At 63.4% G+C, this 1,245-nt stretch carries 1 protein-coding gene; it reads right to left on the bottom strand.

The genetic code is table 11. The features are described from left to right. The coding region (gene glyA, locus ACR0DJ_RS20465) for a serine hydroxymethyltransferase (RefSeq protein ID WP_480686146.1) at positions 1-1,245 on the bottom strand (1,245 nt) is incomplete at both ends.

Here is a 1,245-nt window from a genome sequence, read left to right as displayed (position 1 = left end):
GCGCAGAGGTCTGCGACTTCGGCCTTGACCTTGGCTTCGACGGCGCCGTTGCCGTCTTCGCCATTGGCAGCCAGGCCGTCGACCACTTCGATGATCCAGTCGGCGATCTGGCGGAATTCGACCTCGCCGAAGCCGCGGGTGGTGCCGGCGGGCGACCCCAGTCGGATGCCCGACGTGATGGTCGGCTTTTCGGGATCAAACGGCACGCCGTTCTTGTTGCAGGTGATATGCGCCCGGCCCAGAGCCTTCTCGGTGGCGTTGCCTTTCACCCCTTTGGGGCGCAGGTCGACCAGCACCACATGGGTGTCGGTGCCGTGGGTCACCGTGTCCAGACCGCCCTTGATCAGCTGATCCGACAGCGCCTGCGCGTTGGCGATCACCTGCTTGGCATAGTCCTTGAACTCGGGCCGCAGGGCCTCGCCAAAGGCCACGGCCTTGGCCGCGATCACATGCATCAGCGGGCCGCCCTGAATGCCGGGGAAGATGGCCGAGTTCACTTTCTTGGCGATATCTTCATCATTGGTCAGGATCATGCCGCCGCGCGGGCCGCGCAGGGTCTTGTGGGTCGTCGTGGTCGCCACATGCGCATGGGGGAACGGGCTGGGATGTTCACCCGCCGCCGCCAGACCGGCGAAATGCGCCATGTCCACGTGCAGATAGGCGCCCACCATATCGGCGATCTGACGCATGCGGGCAAAGTCGATCTGGCGCGGGATGGCCGAGCCACCGGCGATGATCAGCTTGGGCTGGTGCTCTTTCGCCAGCGCCTCGACCTGATCATAGTCCAGCATGTTGTCCTGCTGGCGCACGCCGTATTGCACCGCGTTGAACCACTTGCCCGACTGGTTCGGGCGGGCTCCGTGGGTCAGGTGACCACCGGCATCCAGGCTCATGCCCAGAATGGTGTCGCCGGGCTTGATCAGCGCCTGAAACACGCCCTGATTGGCCTGAGAGCCAGAATTGGGCTGCACATTGGCGAATTCACAGCCGAACAGCTGCTTGGCGCGGTCGATGGCCAGGTTTTCGGCAATGTCGACAAACTGGCAACCGCCATAATAGCGGCGACCGGGATAGCCTTCGGCGTATTTGTTGGTCATCACCGAGCCCTGCGCCTCCATCACGGCGGCAGAGACGATGTTCTCGGACGCGATCAGCTCGATCTCGTCGCGCTGACGACCCAGTTCCGACGTGATCGAGCCAAAAAGCTCGGGATCACGATCAGCAAGGGACTGGGTGAAAAATCCG

The sequence above is a fragment of the Ruegeria sp. BF10 genome, from assembly GCF_056538725.1.
The sequence above is the reverse complement of the archived record's forward strand: the minus strand, read 5'-3'. Positions and strand labels throughout refer to the sequence as shown.